Here is a 17,666-nt window from a genome sequence, read left to right as displayed (position 1 = left end):
CAAACGCCGCAGGACGTCAACTGTTCCGACCAATAGCTATTGCAGCCAATTTTGACGAAAAAAAGCCCGACCGCGTTCAGGCGAGCACATCCTACATCAGAGATCACGAATAAAAGAAAGAAAAATGGACCGGGAATTTCGTCCCGGTCCATCTGACATGCCCATCTTGCAGATCAATCTTCTTCCATCGACATCAGCGATGCGTTACCGCCCGCCGCCGTGGTGTTGATCGTGATTGTCTTTTCAGTGGCAAATCGATGCAGGAACGCCTCATCAGGCAGCGCACCATCATCCTCGGCCCCGCTATCGGAAATCAGCGACAGGATCGCGCCATCGCGCTTGGCCAGAAGCTGCTTGAACGACGTCACACGATCAAGCGATGCCACGCACGATACCCCGGCGATATCGCCATCATACATCGCACCCAGACCGGTATTGGTGCCAACCGCCTTGACCAGCTTCTCCGGAAGGCCCGCCTGCTGTGCCAATGTTGGAATATCGGCAAGCCATTTCTGATCGCCCGCAAGGATCACCGCATTGCCCGCGGCAAGGGCGGCCCCCAGATGGCGGATGATTTTTGCCGGTTCGGCGTCCTTGTCCGCCTGGATCAGGTAAACACCGCGGCCCTGACAATACAGGTCGTTGGTTTCACCGGTCGGTCCAGGCATCCGGGTCGGTGCTACAAAGCCGTTTTCCGAAAGTGCGGCAAAGTTCGCGACATGATCCGCCCCCGCCATCAGGGCATCATTGCCCGATGCATCCATCTTGGCCGACAGCTTTTCAAGGATGGTCACACGCGCATTTCCATCGGTTGCCTGCCATTCTTCCTGGGCAGTCAACATCGCGGCATATTCGCTGGTCGCAATGACATCCTTGACGATGATCGGTGAACGATCGTCTGACACGTCATCATTGGAAATGGTATTTGCCTTCGCAATCGGTTTGGCAAAACGTTCCACATAATGCGGACCACCGGCCTTTGGACCGGTCCCCGATTTACCCTGCCCGCCGAACGGCTGGACACCGACCACCGCACCGATCTGGTTACGGTTCACATAGCAGTTGCCAACACGCAGTTTCTGGGAAATTTCGCGCACGGTGGTATCAATACGGGAATGGATACCAAGGGTCAGGCCATAACCCGATGCATTGATCTGATCAAGGATCTTGGGCAGATCGCGCGCCTTATAACGCACCACATGCACAACCGGGCCGAACACTTCGCGTTCAAGCACATTGATCGATGGAATTTCAAAGCAATGCGGCGCAAAGAAATTGCCCCCTTCGCATTCCGGAAGCATGTCACAAGCATGCAGAAGCTTGGCTTCTTTCTTCATGCGTTCGGCATGGGCTTCAAGCACCTTGCGCGATTTTTCGTCAATCACCGGACCGACATCAATATCAAGGAATTTCGGATCACCAACGCGCAATTCCTTCATCGCACCGACCAGCATTTCACAAAGCTTGTCGGCAATGTCTTCCTGAACAAACAGCACGCGCAGGGCCGAGCAACGCTGACCGGCCGACTGGAAACCGGAAATGATTGCGTCCTGCACGACCTGTTCGGGCAGTGCGGTCGAGTCCACAATCATCGCGTTCTGACCACCGGTCTCGGCAATCAGTGGCAATGGAACACCCGGGCGTTTCGCCAGCGCCTGGTTGATCACCTGTGCGGTTTCGGTTGACCCGGTAAAGGCGACACCGGCAATGCGCGGATCATTGATCAGCTGATTACCAATCACACGCCCCGGCCCCGGAACCAGTTGGAATGCCGAGCCCGGAACACCGGATTCAAGGATCAGTTCTGCCGCACGGGCAGCAATCAGTGAAGTCTGCTCTGCCGGTTTGGCAATCACAGCATTTCCTGCTGCAAGGGCTGCGGTTACCTGACCCAGGAAGATTGCCAACGGGAAGTTCCAAGGGCTGATGCAAACAATCACACCCCGGCCTTCAAGCGGGCTGCCTTCGCGGAAGGTTTCCTCGGCCCGGTTGGCATAATAACGACAGAAATCGACGGCCTCTCGGACTTCGGCAACACCATCGGAATAAAGCTTGCCGGCTTCGCGCTGACAGAGCGCAATGAACTCGTCCAAGTTTTCTTCAAGCAGATCACCCAGACGGCGGAGTGCCGTCGCGCGTTCACTTGCCGGTGTCTTGTTCCAGGTCTCATAGCCCTTGAGCGCTGCCACAACGGCGGCGTCAATATCAGCCTCGGTCGCCTGCACAAGATCACCGACCTTCTCATCAAGCTTGGCCGGGTTGATGACATCAATCGGGGTGCCCGAAACAAGTTTGCCATCAATCAGCGGGGCCGCGTTCCAGGTCTTGTTCTTGATCTCGGCAAGCTTGGCACTAAGCGGCAACAGCTTTTGCGTATCGGTCAGGTCAAGCCCGCGCGAGTTGACGCGACTTGCACCATAAAGGTCAATCGGTGCTGGAATCTTCGGATGGCCTTTGCGCGGAAGGGCCGCCATCTTTTCGATGGGATCGGCGATCATTTCCTCGATCGGCAGTTGTTCATCCTGAATACGGTTCACAAAGCTTGTGTTTGCGCCGTTTTCCAACAGACGACGCACCAGATAGGCCAAAAGGTCTTCATGGGTGCCAACCGGCGCATAGACACGGCACGGAACGTTTTCGCCGTTCTTGTCGACGATCTGCTCATACAGCGCTTCGCCCATGCCATGCAGACGCTGGAATTCAAAGGTGCGGTCATTGCCTGCCATTTCCAGAACCGATGCGACCGTGTGGGCATTGTGGCTGGCAAACTGGCAATAGAATGCATCGCGGCGCGACAGCATATATTTTGCACACGCCAGATAGGACACGTCGGTCGATGCCTTGCGGGTAAAGACCGGATAGCCGTCAAAACCGTTTTCCTGACTGAATTTGACTTCGGTATCCCAATAGGCCCCCTTCACGAGGCGGACCATCATCTTGCGCCCGACCTTGGTCGACAGATCGGCCAGCCATTCCAGAACGTGATAGGCACGTTTCTGATAGGCCTGAACTGCCAAACCATAGCCTTCCCAGCCATCAAGGTCCGGATCGGCAAAGACAGTGCCGATGACATCAAGCGACAGGTCAAGACGGTTGGCTTCCTCGGCATCGACGGTAAAGCCGATATCGTACTTTTTTGCCAGAAGAGCCAATTCCTTAAGCCGCGGAGTCAGTTCGTTCATCACGCGATCATAGTTGGCAAAGTCATAGCGCGGATGGATCGCTGAAAGCTTGACCGAGATGCCCGGACTATCAATCGGCCCACGGCCATTGGCAACGCGCCCGATATCATGAATGGCAGTTTCATATGCCTTATAATAGCGATCGGCATCCTTCATCGTCCGGGCGGCTTCGCCCAGCATGTCATAGGAATAGCGATAGCCTTTTTCTTCATTCGCCTTGGCGCGCTCGGCAGCCTCGTCAATGGTGCGACCCATCACGAACTGGCGGCCCATGATCCGCATCGCATGGTTGAATGCCTTGCGAATGACCGGTTCCCCCGACCGACCGATCATGCGTTTAATCAGGCGGCCCGGATCGGCCTTTTCCGCCTTGCCGAACTTGATCACCCGCCCGGTCAGCATCAGCCCCCAGGTCGACGCATTGACAAAGAAGCTGTCGGAATGGCCGAGATGGCTTTGCCAATCGGCATCAAACAGTTTGTCCTGAATAAGCTTGTCGGCAGTCACCGCATCGGGCACACGCAGCAGTGCTTCGGCCAGGCACATCAGGATGACGCCTTCCTTGCTCGACAGCTCGTATTCATGCAGCAGGGCATCGATGCCACTTTTGCCGTTATCGGCACTGCGCACGCGGGCGACCAGTTGATAGGCGCGGTTCTGAACGCGCGCGGTCTGTTCCGGGGAAAGACGCGCTGTTTCGATCAGGCGTTCAACAACGGCCTCTTCATCGGCGCGATATGTGTCACGGATCGTCTGGCGGATTTCATTCGGTTGCGGCAGTTCGGTACGGAACATGTTTAAAAGCCTCTCCCTGATGTTGGACTTTGCCGATCCCGAAGAACGCACATTATTTCAGGCGCTTCGGGGCCTTTTGCACCTCTATGGCGACAGACAATATTATTTCATCCGAAAAATGTGCTGCCATTTTTGGCTAAAATACGATATATCATCCACGATTTTTACATTCACATAGTCACAAATACTGGCTGGACGCTTAAAATGCAGAAGAACCACAAGAGCCTGGACAAGATCGACAAACAGATCCTCCGCGAACTTCAGAACGATGGCCGCATGTCCAATGTGGAGCTATCACGCCGGGTCAATCTGAGCCCGACACCCTGTCTGGAACGCGTGCGCCGCCTTGAGCAAAACGGTTTTATCACCGGCTATATGGCGACACTGGACCCGCGCAAGCTCAACCAGTCACTTGTGGTCTTCGTTGAAATCACTCTTGATCGTACCACACCTGACGTCTTTGACGTATTCGCCGCTGCGATCAAGAAGCTCCCTGAAATCGAAGAATGCCATATGGTCGCCGGTGGTTTTGACTATCTCGCGAAACTTCGGGTCGAGGACATGTATGCCTATCGCGAGTTCCTTGAACGGCTGTCTTCTGTTCAGGGTGTCGGTCAGACTCATACATATGTCGTGATGGAAGAAGTAAAAGTTCGGCCCGGCATCGTCATTCCCTGATTTTCTTTTTTTTGTTGATTCGCAACAACTTAATAGATCAAAATCGCATCCATCAAAGCAGACATCAGATCTGCTGGAAAAGTTGTTGGTTAAAACAAAACGGAAAACGGGTGCAGGAACATGTCTGAAGTCAGCTTCTACTTCGATTTCTCGTCACCTTACGGCTATCTTGCGGCCGAGCGGATGGAAGACTTCGAAAAACGCCATGGCGTCACGGTCGTCTGGCGCCCCTTCATGATTGGGGCTGCCTTCAAACAGACAGGACAAAGCCCGCTTCTGGATCAGCCGATCCGCGGTACTTACTTCCGTCACGACATGGAACGCTGCGCACGCCTGCAAAACATTCCCTTCCAAATCCCCAATAACTTCCCCTACGCGGCACTGGTTCCGACCCGGGCTTATTACTGGCTTGAATCGCGATCTCCGATGCTGGCGCGCAAGTTCGCCAAGGATATCTATCGCGGCTATTTTGCCGACGGGCTTGATATGTCCAACCCGGAAAACGTCTTTGCCGCCGCAACCCGCCATTCCATCAATGCATCCGAAATGCGTGCCGCCGTCGAATCCCAGAAATGGAAAGACCATGTCCGCGCTGTTACCGAGGACGCGATCAAGATGGGTGCCTTTGGATCGCCCTTCTTCTTCTACGAGGACGAACCTTTCTTCGGGAATGACCGCATCGATCAGCTCGCCCAGTGGATTTCACTGCGCAAACTCACACTTGGCAGCACAACAGACAAGCCCGGGCAGTAGCACCCGTCAAACGTCGCCGTTGAATGCAGAACAAGCTCTTCTGGAAGGAGCAGATCAGCCTTTCTACTTAACGACTTTTTCTTGCACTTTCGTGGTGGACAACCAGATTTGCGCATTGCGTGCAAGAGCTTGGCGGATATCATCGCGTGCAAGCACTTCATCGATCATGGCGACCGCTTTCTTGCCCCAAGCATTCTTGGTGCAAACTACGTGGTAGTTGATTTTTTCTGATGCCTCGCGGAATGGGTGGGTAACGATCATCGGGGCGCTATCACCACCAAGACCGTTCTTTTGATTGACCAGAAACCACGTCAATGCCCAAGGTGGCGCCAGCGAAAAGTCCACACGTTTTATTTCAATCATCGACAACATCGGCGCCAGGAAATTGGGCGTGGGATGTCGAATGACGCTGTCTGAGTTTGAATAGCGCTGAATGATCCTGTCTGTTTCTTCGCCATACGAAATGCCCGCCCCGATTCCGACGACAAAGCCCGCGTCAAGCAACTGCGCCAGCGAGACCTTGTCATCAATCGCTTCACGAAGCTTTCGGTTATCCGGCGAATACACCAGGTGACTGCTCTCAAGAACCGCGCTTGGCTGCTCGGAAAAATAGACAACCTCTTCGCGCTCAGCGGTCCGGATCAGTCCAGGTACGCAGTAGTTTCCAGTTTTCATCAAGGCAAACAAACGCGCCATATTGGCATGCCCCTTCACCATGTCGGGATCAAGCGACGCACCGAACAATATATCAAGGATCCCGCCATGAAGCCCCTTGCCCGCCAACGGCCCGCTGCCAATACCAATCGGCGGCACATCTGCCTTAAGCCAATGAATTTCATGAAGCGTATCTTGCGCATGCGCGGACCTTTGTCCGAAAACCACAGCAACACATGAACAAAAAACCAAACAGATCAAAGTCCGGTATGACATTATTTTTTCGCCCGCATTCCCAAGACACGATCGATCAAAATAAGGATCGGCTGCGATTTTATGGCGACCACTGGTCATCTGCAAACAACCCATATGCGCTAAACGCTATGGGTGATTTGATAGCATATAGTTAATTTCGGTACTGAAATACCGATTTAATATTGACGTTTACGTAAACTTCACCGATAACAACAGCCATAAACACCCTGCACGCGGGCCGATTTGCCCATAACAAAAAAACGGTGAAAACGGACGATGACGGTACTGAAATCTGCGGTGAACGCCCGTTCCGAAGAATTCCGCAACAATGCCGAACATATGGAAAAGCTGGTTGCGGATTTGCGCGATCAAATCGCTGCGGTCAAACTGGGCGGCGGTGAACGCGCCCGTGATCGTCATACCGGGCGGGGCAAATTGCTGCCGCGTGAACGTATTCGCCAGCTTCTTGATGTCGGCTCCCCGTTTCTGGAACTCTCCCAACTTGCCGCACATGGCATGTATGGCGATGAAGACGTTCCGGCAGCCGGCATCATTACCGGCATTGGCCGTGTTTCAGGCGTTGAATGCGTGATTGTCGCCAATGACGCCACGGTCAAGGGTGGTTCCTACTATCCGATGACGGTGAAGAAGCATCTTCGCGCACAGGAAATCGCACTCGAAAACAATCTGCCCTGCATCTATCTGGTCGATAGCGGCGGGGCCAACCTGCCCCGTCAGGATGATGTGTTCCCGGATCGCGACCATTTCGGACGCATCTTCTTTAACCAGGCAACCATGTCGTCCAAAGGCATCCCGCAAATCGCGGTTGTCATGGGGTCCTGCACCGCGGGTGGTGCTTACGTCCCGGCGATGTCGGATGAAAGCATTATTGTCCGCAAACAAGGCACGATCTTCCTCGGCGGTCCGCCGCTGGTGAAGGCCGCTACCGGTGAAGTCGTCTCGGCCGAGGATCTTGGCGGGGCTGATGTTCACTGCAAAACGTCCGGTGTAACCGACCATTATGCACAGGATGACAGCCACGCATTGTCGATTGCGCGCGATATCGTCAAGAACCTCAATTGGACGAAGAACCCTGGCCTGACTTTGACCGAGCCGCGCGCCCCGGCCTATGACCCGCGCGAGATTTATGGCGTGGTCCCGACCGACACCAAAAAGCCCTATGACGTGCGCGAAATCATCGCCCGCATCGTTGATGGCTCCGACTTTGATGAGTTCAAGGCACAGTACGGTACGACGTTGGTCACCGGCTTTGCCCGCATCTTTGGCTATCCGGTCGGCATCATTGCCAATAATGGCATCCTGTTTTCCGAAAGCGCGCTTAAGGGGGCGCATTTCATCGAGCTTTGCGCACAACGCGGCATTCCGCTGGTGTTCCTGCAAAACATCACCGGCTTCATGATTGGCCGCAAATATGAAAGCGGCGGCATTGCCAAGGATGGCGCGAAGCTTGTCACCGCAGTTGCCACCGCCAATGTACCGAAATTCACCGTTCTTATCGGTGGATCCTTTGGGGCTGGCAACTATGGCATGTGTGGTCGCGCATACAGCCCGCGCTTCTTGTGGATGTGGCCAAATGCCCGTATTTCGGTCATGGGCGGTGAACAGGCAGCGAACGTTCTGACGCAAATTCGCGCCGATGCCGCCGAAAAGCGCGGCGAACACTGGCCGGAAGCCGAGCAAGAGGCCTTCAAGGCCCCGATCCGCGATCAATACGAGGAACAAGGCCACCCCTATTACGCGTCCGCCCGCCTTTGGGATGATGGCGTGATTGACCCTGCTGACACCCGCATGGTGCTTGGCCTTGGCCTGTCTGCTGCACTCAACAAACCGGTCGAAGAAACCCGGTTTGGCGTGTTCAGAATGTGAGGTGATCATGAGAAATGTAAACATCGATAACATTTCTGATGCCGCCCTGCGTGAAATCGCCGCCAATGGTGTTGCGACCATCACGTTGAACCGGCCCGAAATTCACAATGCATTTGATGATGTCCTGATCAACGATCTGACCGCCAAGATCGAAGCCCTTGATGCCGATCCAGCTGTTCGGGTGATCATCCTGACCGGGGCTGGCAAAAGTTTTTCGGCCGGTGCGGATCTGAATTGGATGAAGCGCATGGCGGGCTACAGCCATGCCGAAAACCTGGCTGATTCCCGTGCGCTCGCCAAACTGATGAAGGTTTTGAACTTTGCCTCAAAACCGACCATCGCACTGGTCAACGGGGCTGCCTTTGGCGGCGGGGTTGGTCTGGCAGCGTGCTGTGACATTGTGATTGCGTCAGACCGCGCAAGCTTCTGCCTGTCGGAAGTCAAGCTGGGCCTGATCCCGGCGGTGATTTCGCCCTATGTGGTTGAGGCCATCGGGGTTAATCAGGCACGACGTTACTTCCTGACTGCCGAACGATTTAATGCCCAGACCGCCCAACAGATCGGGCTGGTGCATGAGATTGTTTCTGGCGATGAATTGGCTGCCCGTGGGCAGGAAATGGCAAAACTCCTTCTTGCCAATGGGTCAGACGCAATGCATGCCGCCAAGAACTTGATTTACGCGGTCGCCAACAAACCGATTTCAGATGCCGTGATTGATGACACCGCCCAACGCATTGCCGATCAACGCGCAAGCGACGAGGGCCGCGAAGGTGTCGGTGCCTTTCTGGAAAAACGTCCTGCGAACTGGAGCAAGAAATAACATGCCGCGCAAACTTCTGATCGCCAACCGCGGTGAGATCGCCTGCCGCGTGATCAAGACCGCCCGTCGCATGGGAATTACCACGGTCGCCGTTTATTCCGATGCCGACGCCAATGCCCTGCATGTCAAACACGCCGACGAGGCCTATCACATTGGCGCGCCTGCCCCCAAGGACAGCTATCTGCGCACTGACCGGCTGCTTGAAGTCATCGCACAATCAGGTGCTGACGCGGTTCATCCGGGCTATGGGTTCCTGTCGGAAAATGCCGGTTTTGCTGATGCGCTGGAAAAAGCTGGTTGCATCTTTGTCGGGCCACCGGCCAGTGCGATCCGCGCGATGGGATCAAAATCTGAAGCCAAGAAAATCATGGGCAAGGCTGGCGTTCCGCTGGTGCCGGGCTATCACGGCGAAGATCAGGACCCTGATCTTTTTGCAGTTGAGGCCGACAAGATCGGCTATCCGGTATTGATCAAGGCATCCGCCGGGGGTGGCGGCAAAGGCATGCGTGCGGTTGAAAAGGCATCCGATTTCAAGGACGCGCTGATCAGCTGCAAACGCGAAGCCGCAAGCAGCTTTGGCGATGACCATTGCCTGATTGAAAAACTGATCGTCAAACCGCGCCATGTGGAAATTCAGGTCTTTGCCGACAGCCATGGCAACGCGGTCTATCTGTTTGAACGCGATTGCTCCCTGCAGCGTCGCCATCAGAAGGTGATTGAAGAGGCCCCTGCACCGGGTATGACCGAGGACCTCCGTGCGCAGATGGGCAAGGCCGCCGTAGATGCCGCCAAGGCGATTGGCTATCAGGGGGCTGGAACAGTTGAATTCCTGCTTGATGCGTCGGGTGCGTTCTATTTCATGGAAATGAACACCCGCCTTCAGGTCGAACATCCGGTGACGGAAAAAATCACCGGCGAAGATCTGGTGGAATGGCAATTGCGTGTGGCCGATGGCGAAAAACTGCCAAAGGCGCAGGAAGACCTTTCGATCAACGGGCACGCATTTGAAGTGCGCATCTATGCCGAAGACCCGCAGAATGATTTCCTGCCGGCAACCGGCAAGCTTGTCCATATGCGCATGCCGCGCGAAACCGATCATGTGCGGGTTGATACCGGCGTTTATGAGGGCGGCGAAGTTTCCATCCATTATGACCCGATGATCGCCAAGCTGATCACCTGGGATGTGGACCGCACATCGGCCTTGCGTCGCATGGCGACCGCATTAAACGATGTTCAGATTGTTGGTGTCACCACCAACACCGGCTTTCTTGGCAATATCGCTCGTCATCCGGCCTTTGAACGGGGCGAGGTCGAAACCGGTTTCATCCCGAACTATCAGGATGATCTGATCCCCGCTCCTACCACGCCCGATAACGAGGCGCTGGCATTCGCCGCCCTTGATATCCTGCTGACCCGCGATGCCGAGGCCGCCCGTTATGCAGCCCAAAGCAACGATCCCTATTCGCCCTGGCACAGCACGGCGGGTTTCCGGCTGAATGACGATAACCACCATGACCTGATCCTGCGTCATGACGGGTCGGACCTGCTGGTCAAGGTGCATTACCGTGATCAGGGCTATGTCATCGATATGCCTGATGGTAGCGCTATCATCGCCGGTGCCGAGCATGATGAAAATGGTGCCATCGTTGCCAGCCTGAATAACGTCCGCAAACGTGCTTCGGTGCTTCGTGACGGCAATCGTCTGATGATATTCCGTGATGGTCGCTCGGACCGTCTCGACATCTTTGATCCGCTGGCCGCGGCTGGTGGCAACGAAGGTACGGGTGGTGGACTGACCGCACCGATGCCGGGCAAGATCATCGCTGTTATGGCAAAGGCCGGTCAATCGGTCACAGCGGGTGACAAGCTTGTCGTGATGGAAGCGATGAAAATGGAACACACCATTTCCGCCCCTGTCACCGGCACGATCAAGGAAGTGTTCTTTGGCGTCGGTGATCAGGTCGATGATGGCGCAGAACTGATCGCGATTGAGGAGGCCGAATAATGGCCCTGCTTTCCGATCTGCCAAGTCACGTCAAGATTGTCGAAGTCGGTCCGCGCGACGGGCTTCAGAACGAAAAGGCGATGGTCCCGACTGCAACCAAGGTCGAGCTGATCCATCGCCTGAATGATGCCGGTTTATCGGTGATCGAGGCCACCGCCTTTGTCAGCCCGAAATGGGTGCCACAAATGGCAGATGCGCCAGATGTCATGACCCAGATCACCCGTAAGCCCGGTGTGACATACCCTGTTCTGGCCCCGAACATGAAGGGCCTTGAGGCCGCGATTGCCGCGGGCGCGACCGAGGTTGCGGTATTTGGCGCGGCATCGGAAAGTTTCTCGCAAAAGAACATAAATTGCTCCATCGCAGAAAGCCTTGATCGCTTCCGCCCGGTGGCCGACGCGGCACGCGAGGCAGGTCTTGCAGTACGCGGATATGTTTCCTGCGTGCTGGGCTGCCCCTATGAAGGCAACATTGCGCCTGAAAAGGTCGCCGAGGTCGCAAAGGCGCTTTATGACATGGGCTGTTACGAAATCAGTCTGGGCGATACCATCGGCACCGGGACGCCCGCCAAGGCACAGGCGATGATCGCCGCTGTTGCCAAACATGTACCGACCGAAAAGCTCGCCGCCCACTTCCATGACACCTATGGTCAGGCACTCGCCAATTTGCTTGCTGTGCTGCAAATGGGTGTGGCCGTAATTGACAGTTCCGTCGCCGGTCTTGGTGGCTGCCCCTATGCCAAAGGGGCCAGTGGCAATGTCGCGACCGAGGATGTTGTCTATATGCTGAACGGGCTTGGCATCAAAACCGGTATCGATCTTGAAAAGCTTGCCGAGACAGGAAGCTGGATTTGTGATCAGATAGCAAAATCAAGCGCATCAAAGGTCAATCTGGCCTTGGCAGCAAAAAGATCAACGACCGGGGACTAATGGATGGGCCCGTCAAAATACAGCTTCAGACGGGCCACCCCAAATGATCTGCCGATGATTGGCCGCTGGCTGCATGTGCCCGAAGTTATCCGCTGGTGGGGCGAACCGGCCGAACAGCTTGAACTGATTTCCGAAGATGTCGAACTGGCCGAAATGGCGACCCTGATTGTGTCATACCGCAATCGGCCGTTTGCCTTTGTCCAGCATTACGATGCCCATCAATGGCCACAGGCACATTTTGATCCCCTGCCTGAACATACCCGCTGTCTGGACGCCTTTATTGGTGTCCCCGACATGATGGGCTGCGGGCATGGGCAAATGTTCTTAAAGATGCTGACACGCCAGCTGTTTGAACGCGGCGCGCCCATGATCGGGATCGACCCCGATCCGGAAAACGAACGCGCGATTAGGTGTTATGAGGCCATCGGGTTTGTCGCCGGGCGGGAATATGACACCGCCAAGGGCCCGTGTCTTTTGATGACGCTGGATGCCCGCGATCAGAAACAAAGCTGATTTTCTGATCGCACATCAACCTGCGTTCCCGCCACCAACCACGGGCTTGTGTGCGCCCGATTGCAACAATTGGTCTGAGCCCGGTTTCTGGCACGTCAGCCTGTAGCTGACGATGCCGGTCAAGGCACCAAACAACACAATCCCTGCGACCTGCCCCCACAAAACCCCGACGGCCCCGAAATAGATGCTGCCCAACCAGACGAGCGGGATCACGCCAAGAAACTCCTTGGCAAGATCGGCAAGCATCGCAAGATTTGGCCGCCCGGTGACGTTAAAGAAGGTATGGGATGAAAACTGCAGGCCCAGGAACATGTAAAGCGGCGCAATCGCCGTACAGAACAGGCCCAGCAGGTTTGCGGTTTCCGGTGTGGTGCGAAACAGTTCAGCCAATTGGTCAGATAAAACAAACAACAGTGCTGACACCACCAGACCATAGACAACAATCAGCCCCCAGACCGAATGCCAGATGGCACGCATCCGATCCGTGCGTTTGGCGGAAAAATTCTGTCCAAAGATTGGCCCGATAGCCTGCGGCAAGGCCATGTAACCGACAAAGGCAAATGGCGCGATACGTTCAATGATCGCCATCGCCGCGACGGCGTCTGACCCAAACTTTGCCATTGATGCCATGATAAAGCCGCTGGCAATTGGCGGGCCGGCTTTGGCCAGCCCAACCGGCGCGGTGACCCTGGCAATTTCGCGAACATCTTGCGCGAAGACAGCACGATTGAAACGGCCCAGCATGTTATGCACATTGCGCACGCCATAAAACGCAATCACCATGATCACGACGCGCGAAATCACGGTGGCCCATGCAGCCCCCTCAACGCCCCAGCCAAAACCAAAGATAAAGATCGGATCCAGCACACCGTTGGTGACCGCCCCTGCGATCTTGGCCCACATCGACCGTTGTTTGGCCCCGATCACCCTTAAAAGCGCCCCGGATGCCATGCTGAGCACCAGAATGGGCAGGCAAAGCATGACGATCTGCAGATAACTTGTACCAAGCTCGTGAACGCGGCCTGATGCGCCGAGCCAGGCAAGCATAGTTGGCGCGCCCCACCAAATCGCCGCCGTCATCAGCACCGAAAGACCGATACCAAAAAGCAGAATATGCGTTGCCATCACGCGCGCGCGGTCACGGTCGCCGAGCCCCTCGGCCCGTGCTACCAACGCCGTCATTGATGTCGACACCCCAAGCGATATCGCCAGCGTGAAAAATATCAGGGGCCAGGCAAAGCCAAGTGCGGCAACGATATCGACATCACCCAGAAGGCTCAGGAAGAACAGATCAAGCGCATCGACGGCCACCATTGCAACAAGTGCAAGCATGCTTGTCGAAGCCATGCTCAGGATATGGCGCAGAACCGACCCGCCGATAAAATACTGCTGCTGCAACGCCATTTTAGGTTTGATCCGTCACGGTTGGAAAAGCGAGGCATCAATCGTTTTTGAAAGAGCTTGCAGATGTATCGGCACTGATAAGGAACTTGTGCCGCTGCCGCCTTGAAAGATGTTCTGTTTCTGCCGTCGATACCGGCTGTTTCGCCGCAAGGTTCAGATCCGTTCCAGCCTTCCATTTCGCGGCAATGACGCTTGGATTTTGCGGGCAGAACTCATTCAAGCGGGCTATCACATGATGCTGCACACGGCTGGCCTCGGGGAATTTCCGGTCCGTCCAGAACCGTTTGCGCGGCCTGAAATAGCCGACCTCATCAAGAAACGAAACGCCAAAATAGTGACAGGATTCAAGCGAATTGTAGAAATGTTCGTCAAAGACAAAACTGCCATCCTTGCGCATCGAATGGGTCAGACACCAGTCCAACATCTCGTCAAGCTGCCTTGATGCGAAATCGCGCTGGGCTGATGTCATATGCGACCAGCCATGACGAAATATCTTCGCGACATCGTAATTGTTGTGGTTATTGAAATTGCCGCGGCTCCGCCAGCCAACAGGATACTCTTCACCCCGCCGCTCAAGGGTCGTGCGGATCAGGCTTGGCCAATGGCGAACATCCCCCTTGCGATAGGACACGATATGGAACGTAAAACTCAGATCGTCATAGCGATGGGTTGTACCATCTGATGAATACCATGGTCCCCAGTAACCGGTTTCAGGGTTCTGAATGTCGTCAAGGAAATCGGTAAAGGCCTTGATATAGGCATCATCAAGCGCGATCCCGCGCACATGTTCGCGGGCGAAATTGCGCAGGCGCGGCTTGAAGCACAACTGCGCCAGACAACACAGGACCGACCCCAATTCATCACGCTTGTTGCGCCCGGTTGCGGCAATATCAGACACCAGAAGATCTTCGAGATAAGCGCGCATTTTCGGTATGGTTGATACCGGCTCTAGAAAATGAAGCGGATGGCGCGGTGCGCGTTTTTCCGTTGCCAGTTCATGCAGACGGACAATGGTCGCATCAAACTTGTGATGAAACTCGGTATATTGCCAGCCCCAAGATCCATCGACCGATGATTGGCGCGCAACATAACTTTGATCGGTTTCGGCAAAGCTGCTTTCAAGGCGCGTTACAAGATCATCCAGCCGCGGCCAATAGGCCGTGTAACGTGCAAGCCACTTGGCATAGATATAGAGCTGCTGGGACGCAAGCATGGTGCGGCTATATTCGCTGAACCGGCGCAAAACCCCGGCCATGGCACCAAGATGATCGTTATATCTTTGTACTTTGTCGTGATAGGCACGGTCATAGCGGGCGAAATCCCGCGTAATCACGCATCCGTCAACCGAATGAGCAAGTCCCGATACAGTAGTCATCTATGGTTCCGGCCACCTCGCTTGATCAAGAGAACGGCTGTCTGTGATTAGAACCACCTTCTTTGCCCAAAAGATGGCACATATCGAAAAGTACGGATGTCGGTCAGAAATCCCCTTAAGGGCTGCTATCGTCACGCAAGGAACAGCTACCTAAAACCTCAAAGGTTGTCTCAAACACCGACATAAACAGCTATTAATTGCATACAGGATATTGCGACCTGACGCTACCCTTTTGGCGAAAACTATACTTATCCATATTACCAAAGATTAATATGGCGCTGATACTCGGTTTCGCGGGAAGCACAATTCAAGTAACTCTAAAATAATAACTTTCTAAAGTTTTCTGCCCGCCATGCAGACAGAAAAAGGGGCACCCGAACGAGTGCCCCTCAGTCAGAACATATTTGCCATGTTCGAATGTATAGGATTACACAGCGCGTACTGCGCTCAGGAATGCTTCAACCTTGTGGCGCAGGCTTTCAGACTCCCGCGACAATTCTGACGCGGCACTAAGCACCTGTTCGGCAGCAGCGCCGGTGGACCCGGCCGCCTCGTTAACACTTACGATGTTCGATGTTACCTCGGTCGTACCGACGGAGGCTTCCTGAACGTTACGCGTGATTTCAAGGGTGGCGGCACCCTGTTCTTCGACGGCACTTGCGATGGCGGCTGATATTTCGCTGATCTCGGTAATAGTCGACGAAATCGTGCCAATCGCCGTCACCGCCCCATCGGTTTCATTCTGAATACCAGTGATCTGGTTGGTGATATCCTCGGTCGCACGTGACGTCGCTGTCGCAAGGTTTTTGACCTCTGCTGCGACAACGGCAAAGCCTTTGCCGGCATCGCCCGCACGGGCTGCTTCGATGGTGGCATTCAGGGCCAGCAGGTTGGTTTGTTCGGCGATGTCGCTGATCAGACCGACCACATCACCGATCTTTTGTGCGGCCTCGGCAAGGCCACGGATCTGGATGTTGGTTTTCTCGGCATCTTCGACTGCGCGATTGGCGACTGTCGATGACTGGCTGACCTGCTGGGTGATTTCAGCAATCGAGGCGCTGAGTTGTTCGGTCGCACTGGCAACGGTCTGAACGTTGGTCGACGCCTGTTCGGCGGCGGCCGCGACGATGCCCGACTGACGACTTGTTTCCTCGGCCGTGCTGCTCATGCCGGTTGCGGTTGACTGCATCTCGGTCGCGGCAGAGGCCAGGGTTTTGAGAACGACGGAAATCTCCTGATCGAAGCCCGTGGTTAGCTCGCTGATTTTTCCAGCACGCTGTTCCCGGCGTTTTGCCGCCTCGGCTTCCTGTCCGGCAAGTTCATCGGCGCGGATCATGTTTTCCTTAAAGACCAGCACCGCCTTGGACATATCGCCGATTTCATCGCGGCGATCCTGGCCTGGAATATCAATCTGCTTGTTGCCGCCGGCCAGTTCCTTCATCACCTGGGTGATCTGACGGATCGGACGCGAAATACCCGTACCAATGATCCAGGCGGCAAACCCGCCAAGGATCACCGCGACACCGCCGACAATGGCGGTAACGATCACCGCCTGTGACGCCGCCTTGGTCGCGCGCGGACCGATTTGATCCTGTTCTGCCTTGACCGACAGTTTCAGGTCTTCGAGATTTTCGGCAACCACCGGGCCAACTTCATCTAGCGTATCAGCCACCAGCTGATCACGCGCCGGATCCCCCACGGGCAGTGATACAACCTTGTCGAAAGTATCGCGATAGATGATCAGGTTTGCCCCGGCAGATTGCGCCGTTTCAATCATTTGCGGTTCATCAAGCAGGGCCACAAGTTCGTCATTCAACTTTATTGCTGTCGCCAGACGCTCATCGACATTGTCTGCCGCAGCGCTGTCCCCTGTCAGCAGATAGTGTTTAACCGAGACGCGTGCTTCAAGCAGGTTGGCCTGCACCCTGCCTGCTTGGTTGGACTGCAATGCGATATGGCGATACCGCACAAAGTCATCCCCGACACTGCTGATCGAGAACTCCGACCAGAGAGAGGCAAGTACGAGCAAAACCAGCACAACGCCAAAGCCGCCATATACTTTTGTTGAAATTTTGAGACGATTAAACATCGACATGAACGAGGTTCTCCCAATTACTCTGTCACCTCATTCATCATATTATATTTTTACAATCATTACGTGATATACGCGTGATTACGTCACTATGCGTTAGGTGATATCGGCCTATTCATTGTAAGGGCACCTTGCGTATAAGCATAAAACTTAAGAATAATCTTATATATACGTTTGATTTGGCGAAAGATTATCGTGAAATCAATGATGTAATTTCACTTATTAGAGGCTTTCCAATGTATTGAGCCATGTGGGAAAAAGAAAAAGGGCCCCCTGTTCGGGGACCCTTGATTAAATGGCTCAGGCTTATTCGACAATGGTCGA

Annotated in this window: 12 protein-coding genes; 7 read left to right on the top strand and 5 right to left on the bottom strand. The window is 54.8% G+C overall.

All coding sequences use genetic code 11. The features are described from left to right. Positions 1-173: 173 nt before the first annotated feature. Complete coding sequence (gene putA / locus IT893_RS06215; RefSeq protein ID WP_197147206.1) at positions 174-3,977, bottom strand: bifunctional proline dehydrogenase/L-glutamate gamma-semialdehyde dehydrogenase PutA; 3,804 nt, start codon at positions 3,975-3,977, stop codon at positions 174-176. Positions 3,978-4,181: 204 nt separating this feature from the next. Between putA and IT893_RS06210 the strand changes: the two genes are divergently transcribed. Then, entirely contained in the window at positions 4,182-4,655 is a 474-nt protein-coding gene (locus IT893_RS06210) for an Lrp/AsnC ligand binding domain-containing protein (protein WP_008890579.1), read from the top strand. A gap of 120 nt (positions 4,656-4,775) precedes the next feature. Continuing rightward, positions 4,776-5,408: a 2-hydroxychromene-2-carboxylate isomerase gene (locus IT893_RS06205; protein WP_197147205.1), complete on the top strand. Its 633-nt coding sequence runs from the start codon at positions 4,776-4,778 to the stop codon at positions 5,406-5,408. A 63-nt stretch (positions 5,409-5,471) separates the two neighbouring features. Here the strand turns inward: IT893_RS06205 and IT893_RS06200 are convergent, their stop codons facing one another. Then, the gene (locus IT893_RS06200) at positions 5,472-6,152 is read right to left on the bottom strand and encodes a hypothetical protein (protein ID WP_197147204.1); all 681 of its coding nucleotides are present in this window, start codon (positions 6,150-6,152) and stop codon (positions 5,472-5,474) included. A 441-nt stretch (positions 6,153-6,593) separates the two neighbouring features. Here IT893_RS06200 and IT893_RS06195 point away from each other — a divergent pair, with 441 nt between their 5' ends. The 5 genes from IT893_RS06195 to IT893_RS06175 are packed head-to-tail and all read left to right on the top strand — an operon-like array spanning position 6,594 to position 12,471. Further along, a complete protein-coding gene (locus IT893_RS06195; protein ID WP_197147203.1) occupies positions 6,594-8,204 on the top strand; it encodes a carboxyl transferase domain-containing protein in 1,611 nt (536 codons plus the stop codon). Between the two features lie 7 nt (positions 8,205-8,211). After that, positions 8,212-9,024 (top strand): enoyl-CoA hydratase/isomerase family protein, encoded by an 813-nt coding sequence (locus IT893_RS06190; protein ID WP_197147202.1) that lies wholly within the window; start codon positions 8,212-8,214, stop codon positions 9,022-9,024. Between the two features lies 1 nt (position 9,025). Next, the gene (locus IT893_RS06185) at positions 9,026-11,029 is read left to right on the top strand and encodes an acetyl/propionyl/methylcrotonyl-CoA carboxylase subunit alpha (RefSeq protein ID WP_197147201.1); all 2,004 of its coding nucleotides are present in this window, start codon (positions 9,026-9,028) and stop codon (positions 11,027-11,029) included. Continuing rightward, the gene (locus IT893_RS06180) at positions 11,029-11,958 is read left to right on the top strand and encodes a hydroxymethylglutaryl-CoA lyase (protein WP_197147200.1); all 930 of its coding nucleotides are present in this window, start codon (positions 11,029-11,031) and stop codon (positions 11,956-11,958) included. The genes IT893_RS06185 and IT893_RS06180 overlap by 1 nt, the downstream gene beginning before the upstream one ends. A gap of 3 nt (positions 11,959-11,961) precedes the next feature. Beyond that, the gene (locus IT893_RS06175) at positions 11,962-12,471 is read left to right on the top strand and encodes a GNAT family N-acetyltransferase (RefSeq protein WP_197147199.1); all 510 of its coding nucleotides are present in this window, start codon (positions 11,962-11,964) and stop codon (positions 12,469-12,471) included. 15 nt (positions 12,472-12,486) lie between these two features. On the opposite strand, the gene IT893_RS06170 is transcribed toward IT893_RS06175, so the two are convergent. The 3 genes from IT893_RS06170 to IT893_RS06160 all read right to left on the bottom strand — a co-directional run bounded on the left by IT893_RS06170 (position 12,487) and on the right by IT893_RS06160 (position 17,345). Then, the gene (locus IT893_RS06170) at positions 12,487-13,875 is read right to left on the bottom strand and encodes an MATE family efflux transporter (protein WP_197147198.1); all 1,389 of its coding nucleotides are present in this window, start codon (positions 13,873-13,875) and stop codon (positions 12,487-12,489) included. A gap of 37 nt (positions 13,876-13,912) precedes the next feature. After that, positions 13,913-15,250 (bottom strand): hypothetical protein, encoded by a 1,338-nt coding sequence (locus tag IT893_RS06165; protein ID WP_197147197.1) that lies wholly within the window; start codon positions 15,248-15,250, stop codon positions 13,913-13,915. 427 nt (positions 15,251-15,677) lie between these two features. Beyond that, a complete protein-coding gene (locus tag IT893_RS06160) occupies positions 15,678-17,345 on the bottom strand; it encodes a methyl-accepting chemotaxis protein (RefSeq protein WP_197147196.1) in 1,668 nt (555 codons plus the stop codon). Positions 17,346-17,666: the final 321 nt, after the last annotated feature.

Origin of the sequence: Thalassospira sp. A40-3 (genome assembly GCF_015871485.1) — a bacterium.
GTDB lineage: Bacteria > Pseudomonadota > Alphaproteobacteria > Rhodospirillales > Thalassospiraceae > Thalassospira > Thalassospira tepidiphila.
Note: the sequence above shows the minus strand (reverse complement) of the source record. Positions and strands in the feature narration are given on the sequence as shown.

Coding starts and splice junctions, on each gene's coding strand:
- putA (WP_197147206.1), bottom strand. CDS start 3,977: ATGTTCCGTACCGAACTGCCGCAACCGAATGAAATCCGCCAGACGATC.
- IT893_RS06210 (WP_008890579.1), top strand. CDS start 4,182: ATGCAGAAGAACCACAAGAGCCTGGACAAGATCGACAAACAGATCCTC.
- IT893_RS06205 (WP_197147205.1), top strand. CDS start 4,776: ATGTCTGAAGTCAGCTTCTACTTCGATTTCTCGTCACCTTACGGCTAT.
- IT893_RS06195 (WP_197147203.1), top strand. CDS start 6,594: ATGACGGTACTGAAATCTGCGGTGAACGCCCGTTCCGAAGAATTCCGC.
- IT893_RS06190 (WP_197147202.1), top strand. CDS start 8,212: ATGAGAAATGTAAACATCGATAACATTTCTGATGCCGCCCTGCGTGAA.
- IT893_RS06185 (WP_197147201.1), top strand. CDS start 9,026: ATGCCGCGCAAACTTCTGATCGCCAACCGCGGTGAGATCGCCTGCCGC.
- IT893_RS06180 (WP_197147200.1), top strand. CDS start 11,029: ATGGCCCTGCTTTCCGATCTGCCAAGTCACGTCAAGATTGTCGAAGTC.
- IT893_RS06175 (WP_197147199.1), top strand. CDS start 11,962: ATGGGCCCGTCAAAATACAGCTTCAGACGGGCCACCCCAAATGATCTG.
- IT893_RS06170 (WP_197147198.1), bottom strand. CDS start 13,875: ATGGCGTTGCAGCAGCAGTATTTTATCGGCGGGTCGGTTCTGCGCCAT.
- IT893_RS06165 (WP_197147197.1), bottom strand. CDS start 15,250: ATGACTACTGTATCGGGACTTGCTCATTCGGTTGACGGATGCGTGATT.
- IT893_RS06160 (WP_197147196.1), bottom strand. CDS start 17,345: ATGTCGATGTTTAATCGTCTCAAAATTTCAACAAAAGTATATGGCGGC.